This window comes from Treponema sp. R6D11, from assembly GCF_054786075.1.
Window position 1 is genome coordinate 1 of record NZ_BDHD01000088.1, and the last position, 7,632, is coordinate 7,632.

The 7,632-nt window shown below is 43.9% G+C and carries 6 protein-coding genes; 2 read left to right on the top strand and 4 right to left on the bottom strand.

All coding sequences use genetic code 11. From position 1 onward, the window contains the following. Positions 1–439: 439 nt before the first annotated feature. The gene (locus ACYVTD_RS08350; RefSeq protein WP_461247316.1) at positions 440–1,777 is read right to left on the bottom strand and encodes a nickel-dependent putative hexonate epimerase; all 1,338 of its coding nucleotides are present in this window, start codon (positions 1,775–1,777) and stop codon (positions 440–442) included. Between the two features lie 49 nt (positions 1,778–1,826). On the opposite strand from ACYVTD_RS08350, the gene gnd reads away from it, so the two are divergent. Beyond that, positions 1,827–3,278, top strand: coding sequence for a decarboxylating NADP(+)-dependent phosphogluconate dehydrogenase (gene gnd / locus ACYVTD_RS08355; RefSeq protein ID WP_461247317.1), 1,452 nt, complete (start codon positions 1,827–1,829; stop codon positions 3,276–3,278). Here gnd and ACYVTD_RS08360 read toward each other — a convergent pair. Next, the gene (locus ACYVTD_RS08360; protein WP_461247318.1) at positions 3,266–4,015 is read right to left on the bottom strand and encodes a GNAT family N-acetyltransferase; all 750 of its coding nucleotides are present in this window, start codon (positions 4,013–4,015) and stop codon (positions 3,266–3,268) included. The genes gnd and ACYVTD_RS08360 overlap by 13 nt on opposite strands. A gap of 65 nt (positions 4,016–4,080) precedes the next feature. Here ACYVTD_RS08360 and aspS point away from each other — a divergent pair, with 65 nt between their 5' ends. Next, positions 4,081–5,844 carry an aspartate--tRNA ligase gene (gene aspS, locus ACYVTD_RS08365; RefSeq protein WP_461247321.1) on the top strand — a complete coding sequence of 588 codons (1,764 nt, stop codon included), beginning with the start codon at positions 4,081–4,083 and terminating at the stop codon, positions 5,842–5,844. A gap of 1 nt (position 5,845) precedes the next feature. On the opposite strand, the gene ACYVTD_RS08370 is transcribed toward aspS, so the two are convergent. Both ACYVTD_RS08370 and ACYVTD_RS08375 read right to left on the bottom strand, forming a co-directional pair. Continuing rightward, positions 5,846–6,205, bottom strand: coding sequence for an acyl-CoA thioesterase (locus ACYVTD_RS08370; protein WP_461247319.1), 360 nt, complete (start codon positions 6,203–6,205; stop codon positions 5,846–5,848). Between the two features lie 42 nt (positions 6,206–6,247). After that, the coding region (locus ACYVTD_RS08375; protein WP_461247320.1) for a diphosphate--fructose-6-phosphate 1-phosphotransferase at positions 6,248–7,632 on the bottom strand (1,385 nt) is incomplete at its 5' end.

Here is a 7,632-nt window from a genome sequence, read left to right on the forward strand (position 1 = left end):
AACATGGGCGCAAAAAAAGCGTACGATGAAACACAGAAGGAAAGGTATCGCTGTGTAGATTTAATAATAAAATAAAAGGAAAAAAAGATGAACAAGAAAAACACATAAAAAGTTTTTGCAGGAATAGTTATTGCGCTTTTTTTAGGCGTTTGTAACAATTATTTTCACGACTTAATACCCCCCGATGATCCGCTTTTTTTATCGTTTTATTTTGACGGGGGGGGGGGGGGGGGTAATATATTGTATGTTACACTTTTTAGAAAAATTATTAATAGCCATTAAATTCCTTCGCTCCCCATAACCTCACAGCGTATTTTTATAACCTATTATCAGGTTTTTATTATTTTGTATTTTTTTAAAATATTTGTCAATATTTCAAATTAAAACTTTTCTCTCTAAATTCGCTCATGTTCGTGTGGTTCGTGGTAGATCTTCAGGCTTAAAACTTCTTCCTCTCCGCCCAAAGCCCAAGCGCAGGGTTGGGAACAAAGAAAATCCTCTCCCCACCAACAGTATTCCACCCCGAAGAAAGCTTGTTAATGTCATACTTCTCCAGTGCTTCTTTTAAATCGCCCCATTGGAAGCCCACAGATTCAATTTCCAGCCTTGTAAGTTTGCTACCCGGACAATAGCGGATAGTAAAGCGGTTTTCGCTTGAGCCATGTATCAGGTGGGCGGCGGCGCTTAAATTACCGCCAAGTTCCGGGTCGGACTGTGCTTTGGCGATTATTTCCTTACTTGGGCGGTAGCCGTGTTTGCGAATTAGCGCGTCAATTCCCGAATCTTCGCCAAAACGCTCAAGGGCTGGGGCAAGGATTAAAAGCTCACCGCCGTCAGCGATTACCATGCGTGTGCGATAAATCGCCTTATTTCCAAGCCAAGTGGTGCGAAATTCATCGGGTTCAAGGTAAACTACCGCTTTGTTAACCGATTCATTCATAAGGTTAACATTAACTTGACGCGACAACTCGGCGGCTTTTTCAAAACATTCTCTGCCAAAGCCGATATATAGCCCCCTAACCGCAAGGGAGCCGCGTTCTTTGCCGTTGTTGGCAGTTTCGCTCTCTGTCCGCGCGGAGATAACCGTTAGTACCCATAAAATTGGCGGAAGTTCCGCGCCATAGCGCCGCAGTCCTTCGTCAAAAAGGGCGCGGACGGGGGTGTCAACCTTGCCCATTATTTTTTCCATTCCATAGGCAGCTCCTACAAAGTGGCTTTTATCAATCGCTTCTTTTCCGCCGGTTCCTACAAAGATGTTTTTTCCGTGGTTTGCCATTCCAGCGACTTCATGTGGAACAACCTGCCCGATACTCAGCGCGATAGAGAAGTTACCGCTGTCCTTTGTACCTTTACGCAAAATTTTATTCACCTGAACGGGCCAGTCGTACTTTACCGCTCCAGCGGACGCTTTTTCTACCCAATCCGCCTCTATGCGTCCAAGCTCTGTAACGTCGTTCCGCCAATCGTGAACCAAAAATTTGTCTTTTGGCGTACTGCCGAACATACGCGAAATTTCAGCATCGTTCATTGCCATGTGAGTGCCAAGGGCTGGGAGAACCGCACCAAGCCTGTCCCCGAGTCGGCGTGACGCTATCTCGGTGAAAAAACCGGCGCGTGAATGGAAACGGGTAATGTCGGGGGGAAGAATAATCGCCTTGCCTGAATCTTTTATGTCAGACAAGGCATGAGAAAGCGCATCCGTAAAAAGCGCTTCCAATTCATTATCGCTTAAATCTTTGTTTTCCGCGCCTTGGCAGACGTAAGTTTTTTCCAACATGGACATTCTCCCTGCGGATATGATAACATACTTTAAAAGGGAGAGTAATATGGCGAAAGCTGATATAGGTCTTATTGGACTTGCGGTAATGGGAGAAAATCTTGTTCTTAACCTTGAAAGCAAGGGTTTTAGCGTGGCGGTTTTTAATCGGACAACTTCAAAAGTTGACGAGTTTATTAACGGACGAGGCGCAGGTAAAAAAATAATCGGTTGTCACAGCATGGCGGATTTAGCCGCATCTTTGGCGTCGCCGCGAAAAGCGATGATTATGGTAAAGGCGGGGCAGGCGGTAGACGATACAATCGAGCATCTTTTAGAAGTTTTTGAAAAAGGCGATATTATCATTGACGGCGGCAATTCAAATTATCAGGATACAATACGAAGAACCTCTTATGTTGAATCAAAAGGCTTGTTATACATCGGCACTGGCGTTTCAGGCGGAGAGGAAGGCGCGTTAAAGGGACCTTCGATAATGCCCGGCGGCTCTCCTGCGGCATGGTCTTTTGTAAAGCCGATGTTGCAGGGAATTTGCGCTAAAGTTGAGGGGGGCGTTCCCTGTTGCGACTGGGTTGGCGAAAACGGCGCGGGACACTTTGTAAAAATGGTGCATAACGGCATTGAATACGGAGACATGCAGTTAATCTGCGAAACTTACGACTTGATGAAAAACATACTAGGGCTTTCCAATGATGAGATGGGTAATGTTTTTGAACAGTGGAATAACGGCTCTCTTGGCAGTTACCTTATCGAAATAACAAGGGATATTCTTCGCTATAAAGACACTGACGGTAAACCCCTAACCGAAAAAATCCTCGATACCGCAGGGCAGAAGGGAACAGGCAAATGGACAGGCATCGCCGCGTTAGAGTTTGGAGTCCCTCTTACCTTGATTGGGGAGGCTGTCTTTGGTCGCTGTTTATCCGCGGCAAAGGACGAGCGCGTAAAAGCGGCAAAAGTTTTTACTTCCCCTAAAATTTCTTCACCAGCCGACAAGACTGCGTTTGTAAAAGATTTAGAAAAAGCGTTATACGCTTCTAAAATTGTTTCTTACGCGCAGGGGTATCTGTTAATGAGGGAAGCGGCAAAAGAATACAAATGGAATTTAAACTACGGAGGCATCGCCCTTATGTGGAGGGGCGGCTGTATAATCCGCTCAGTTTTTCTTGGAAAAATAAAAGAAGCGTTTGACAAAAATCCCAATTTGGAAAATCTGTTACTCGATCCTTTCTTTTCAAAAATTATTGAAGAAGCGCAGGATTCATGGAGAAGGGTAGTGTCCGCCGCCGTGCAAAACGGCATACCGGCTCCCGCCCTTACAAGCGCGCTTGCGTATTTTGACGGCTACAGAAGCGAAAGATTGCCGGCGAATCTTTTGCAGGCGCAAAGGGATTATTTTGGCGCGCACACTTATGAGCGTATAGACAAACCGCGCGGAGAATTCTTCCACACAAATTGGACGGGACACGGCGGCTCCACAAGCGCCAGCACTTATACTGTCTGATTTTTACGGATAAATCTTTGCATAGCCGGCTTAAAGTTTTCAAGAAGGAGAGAGCGCGAAAAAAAGTCGGCATCGCAGGGAATGTCGATAGTAACGTCTAATTTTAATTTGTCGGCTTTTTCCAACAATTTAGCTAGAAGGGTTTTGCCAAGACCCAAGCCTCGGTATTCGGGAGCAACTTCCAAAGTGTCAATGTAAAGAGTTTTATCTTCTAACCTTGCATTTATCTGTCCTGTTAATTCGCCTTCAGCATTTTCCGCCGTGATGTTAAATTCTTTTTTTTCTTTAAAAAGAAAATCTTCAAGGACAAGAGACGACGTGTCTTCAGGCTCAACACCAACAGGCTCCAAACCCCATTCTTCCCTTAAAGCGTTGTACCAAGCGATAATTTGACTTCTGATTTTTTGATCCTTGTACTTGAGCCACATTTTTTCAATTTCAGGGTACTGTTCAAGAACGTCTCTAAAGGCGCGAAAAACACCTTTGTTTTGGTTTAGAGCGGCGGTTAATTCCTGACGGGCGACAGGATTATTCAGGCTTGCCGTGAATTTTTCCATAAGCCTGTAGCCGTCTTTGGGACCCCATTGCGGCAGAGCGATATAATTTTTATCGTCGTTATTGATGTTCGCAGAATTAACAACTTGGTTTTTTTGAGTATCAAGAACAAAAACCCCTTCCTGATTTTCCATGTGAAAGAGAATTTGATTTATCAGAATATTATCAAGCTCAAAACCCATAATGACATTATAGTATAAAAACCAAAAAAAGTTTATTATCTTTACAGAGGTTTTAAATGGAAGCTATGAAAAGAACCGCCGATTGCGGTTCGCTAAGAAAAAATGACTGCGGACGCACTGTTATCCTGAACGGGTGGGTTCACCGCAAACGTAACCACGGCGGAGTGTTTTTTATCAATATCAGGGATCGGTACGGCATTACCCAAGTTACGATTGATACCGAAAAAAATACCGACATGGCTGCAGTTTGCGATGAGTTGCGAAATGAATACTGTATCGCCGTTGAGGGTTTGGTAAGCGCGCGTCCAACCGATATGATCAACAAAACAATGGAAACAGGCGAGATAGAATTGCTCGCTTCCAAGATTGTTGTTTTGAACAAAAGCGAAGTTTTACCTTTCCAAATTGACGAAGAAAGCAAGGCAAACGAAGATTTACGCCTTAAATACAGATACCTCGACCTTAGAAGCCATGCTATGCAGGAAAGAATTAAACTGCGAAGCGCGGTAGCGTTTGCCGTGCGTGAATGGATGACTTCCAACGGCTTTTATGAAATTGAAACTCCCACTTTTATTAAATCAACACCCGAAGGAGCAAGAGACTACCTTGTTCCTTCAAGGTTGTATCCGGGAAAATTTTACGCGCTCCCACAATCGCCGCAACTTTACAAACAAATACTGATGGTATCGGGTTTTGACAAATATTTTCAGATAGCGCGCTGTTACCGAGACGAAGATTCACGCGGAGACAGACAGCCTGAGTTTACGCAAATCGATCTTGAGATGTCGTTTGTAAGCAGAGAGGACGTGCTTAGTGTTACAGAGGGAATGATGTCCCATGTTTTTAAGAAGGTGATGAATGTTGACCTGCCCAAAAAGTTTAACCGCCTAACGTGGGACGAGGCTATGGAATTCTACGGCAGCGACAAGCCCGATTTACGTTTTGATATGAAGCTGAAGGACTTTAACGCCTATGTGCAAGAGTCGAGTTTTCAAGCCTTTAAGGATGCGATAAGTTCAGGCGGCGTTGTAAAAGCGCTTGTTGTGAAAGGAAAAGCGGATTATTCACGCAAACAGATTGAGGAATTGGAAGCCCTCGCCAAAATTTACAAAGCGAAAGGCATGGCGTGGATGAAAGTTGCAAACAACGCCCTAGAAGGCGGAGCGTCAAAGTTCTTTGCAGATAACGCTTCTGCGGTGATAAACGGGCTTGAAGCAAAAGATGGCGATCTTATTCTGATGATTGCCGACGCTAACAAAAGAATAGCGAATACTTCTCTGGGAGCGGTAAGGGTCAAACTTGGGCGTGATCTTGGTCTTTGCGATCCGTCCCATTTTGAATTTGTGTGGATAATAGACTTCCCCATGTTTGAGTACAACGAAGATGAAAAAAAATGGGAAGCGGCTCATCATCTTTTTACTTTGCCGCAGGAAAAATACCACGCTACAATGGAGAGCGATCCCGGTTCCGTAAAAGGCGATCTTTACGACCTTGTGTTAAACGGTTATGAGTTAGCCTCAGGCTCTATTCGTATTCATGATTCGTCAATGCAAAAAAGAGTTTTTCAGATAGTGGGAATTGATCCTGCGGAAGCGGAAAAAAAGTTCGGCTTTTTAACGGAAGCTTTCAAGTACGGAGCGCCGCCTCACGGAGGAATCGCCCCCGGGCTTGACCGCCTTGTGATGATCATGGCTGGGGTATCCTCGTTAAAGGACGTTATAGCGTTCCCAAAAAATTCATTCGCCGTAAGCCCAATGGACGATTGTCCGTCAGAGGTGGATCAAAAGCAATTAGATGAATTGCGGATAAAGATACTTCCGCCTAAGTAGGCTAGACTTTTAAGTGTTGTTCCAGCAGTTTTCGCTTGTCATCGGGTATCGGCGTTGTCTTTCCCGCGATAAAATCGTAGTGGACAATTACCGCGCTTCCCTTAACGCATAGACGTCCTTCTTGCCACGCCTCATGGTACACTGTGAAAGATTTTGTCCCTATTTTGGAAATGCAAGTTTTTATTTCCACTTCTTTAAAAAACAGTTGATCTACAAAATCATATTCCGAGTGAGCCATAATAAGCGGAAAAGTTTCTTTTGAAAGCGTTAAGTTAGGATCAAAAAATTTCATAATGGCGGTTCTTCCCATCTCGAACCACTGCGCGGGGACAATGTTGTTTATATGCCCTAAAATGTCCATATCCCCAAAGCGCGGGTTTATAGTTATGGTTAGCATGGTTTTTTATTTCTCGTGTTCAAGTTTAAGCGTAATTGACGGCTGATCGCAAACTTCAGGCGGTCCATAATATTGAATTGCTCCTGGGAACAGAAAACAGGTTTTTTCAGCCCATTGATCCCTTATGGCGGCGAACTTTTTAAACGGTTTGTCGTCAAGCTCAACTAACGCTTTTTTTATGACAGGCTTTTTTGAGCCGTGGCGTTGTTCAAGATTCATCATCATTGTAAGAGGAATACCGCCTGCCACCCATTGATCCGCAGGAGCGATAAGATTTTTTACGCTGGAAAGATAGCCGGTTAATCCAGACGCTATCAAAATAAACGCGCTAAAGCCCAAGCTGTAACAATAGTCAGCGTCAAAATTTGTCGGGAAAGCGCATCTGCCTTCGTAGCCAAAGAAATGGGTAAGAGGGCTGAATTTTCCGTTGTAAAGATTATTTGCTTTCATATCGGCAAGTCTTTTCTCTACCATTCCGACAAGTAATTTTTCGGTCTCAATTCTGGAGACTTGCACGTTTCCATGCGGGTCTCTATCCATTAAAAATTGTTCTGAAATTTCAGGGGGAAGCGACTGCATGACTCTGTATGAAGGCTCTGATATTCTTGTTGAAAGCCAATAAAGCTGATCGATAAAATTGGTAATGACGGCAAACGATTTTTCTTCATCGGCAATTACATCGTTAAGCTCATCAATTAATTTTTTTATCTCGGGAATAAATTCAATAAGTCCTTCTGGAACTAACACAACGCCGAAGTTATCGCCATTTTCAGCCCGCTTTACTATCGAAGCGCAAATTTGGTCGACTATTTTATCAAGAGACAATCCCTTGGCTTCGATTTCTTCCGAGATAAGGCAGATATTCGGCTGCGTTTGAAAGGCGCACTCCAAAGCGATATGGCTAGCGGCGCGTCCCATAAGTTTTATAAAGTGCCAGTATTTTTTCGCGCTGTTTGTGTCCCTGCAAATATTCCCGATAAGCTCGGAGTATGTTTTACAGGCGGTATCAAACCCAAATGAAGTTTCGATATACTCGTTTTTTAAATCTCCGTCTATTGTTTTTGGGCAGCCGATTACATGAGTAGCCGCTCCATTCATTACAAAATATTCAGCTAACAATGCGGCGTTTGTATTGGAGTCATCGCCGCCAATTACTACCACCGCGTCAAGTTTTAATTTTTTTACAGTTTCCAAAGAAGCCGCAAATTGTTCCTTAGTCTCGATTTTTGTCCGTCCAGATCCAATTATGTCAAAGCCGCCTGTATTGCGATATTCGTCAATAATTTCCTGCGTAAGGATAATTGTTTTATTGTCGACAAGACCGCTTGGTCCGCCTTTAAAACCGTAGAGGGTAGACTTTGGGTTGCCCTTTTTAAGCCCGTCAAACAAAC

What these genes read in the sequence shown, in the direction of transcription:
- ACYVTD_RS08350 (WP_461247316.1), bottom strand. Translation starts at nt 1,777, where the DNA reads ATGTTGGAAAAAACTTACGTCTGCCAAGGCGCGGAAAACAAAGATTTA.
- gnd (WP_461247317.1), top strand. Translation starts at nt 1,827, where the DNA reads ATGGCGAAAGCTGATATAGGTCTTATTGGACTTGCGGTAATGGGAGAA.
- ACYVTD_RS08360 (WP_461247318.1), bottom strand. Translation starts at nt 4,015, where the DNA reads ATGGGTTTTGAGCTTGATAATATTCTGATAAATCAAATTCTCTTTCAC.
- aspS (WP_461247321.1), top strand. Translation starts at nt 4,081, where the DNA reads ATGAAAAGAACCGCCGATTGCGGTTCGCTAAGAAAAAATGACTGCGGA.
- ACYVTD_RS08370 (WP_461247319.1), bottom strand. Translation starts at nt 6,205, where the DNA reads ATGGACATTTTAGGGCATATAAACAACATTGTCCCCGCGCAGTGGTTC.